Origin of the sequence: Bradyrhizobium uaiense (assembly GCF_010811875.1) — a bacterium.
Classification (GTDB): domain Bacteria; phylum Pseudomonadota; class Alphaproteobacteria; order Rhizobiales; family Xanthobacteraceae; genus Bradyrhizobium; species Bradyrhizobium uaiense.
In genome coordinates this window covers 1-335 of record NZ_VKHP01000632.1, presented here as the reverse complement: position 1 = coordinate 335, position 335 = coordinate 1, and the positions used below count along the sequence as shown (strand labels likewise).

At 59.4% G+C, this 335-nt stretch carries 1 protein-coding gene; it reads right to left on the bottom strand.

From position 1 onward, the window contains the following. The coding region (locus FNJ47_RS46845) for an IS630 family transposase (protein ID WP_163163577.1) at positions 1-335 on the bottom strand (335 nt) is incomplete at both ends.

Sequence of the window (335 nt, the reverse complement as noted above, 5' to 3'; positions counted from 1 at the left end):
AAGCGGTCGATTTTTTTGACGAGGTCGGCGGTGGAATCGAATGATCCGCGCCGGATTGCGCGTTGGGTGATGAGGGCGAAGAAGCGTTCGACCTGGTTAAGCCAGGAGGCATAGGTTGGCGTGAAGTGAATGTGCCAACGCGGACGTCGGGCGAGCCAGGTCCTGACCTTGGGATGCTTGTGGGTGGCGTAGTTGTCGACGACGAGATGGATGTCCAGTTGAGGCGGCACGTTAGCTTCGATGTGACGCAGGAAGGCGAGGAACTCCTGGTGACGATGCCGGGGTTTGCATTGAGCGATGATTGCGCCGTCGAGCACGTTGAGGGCGGCGAACAG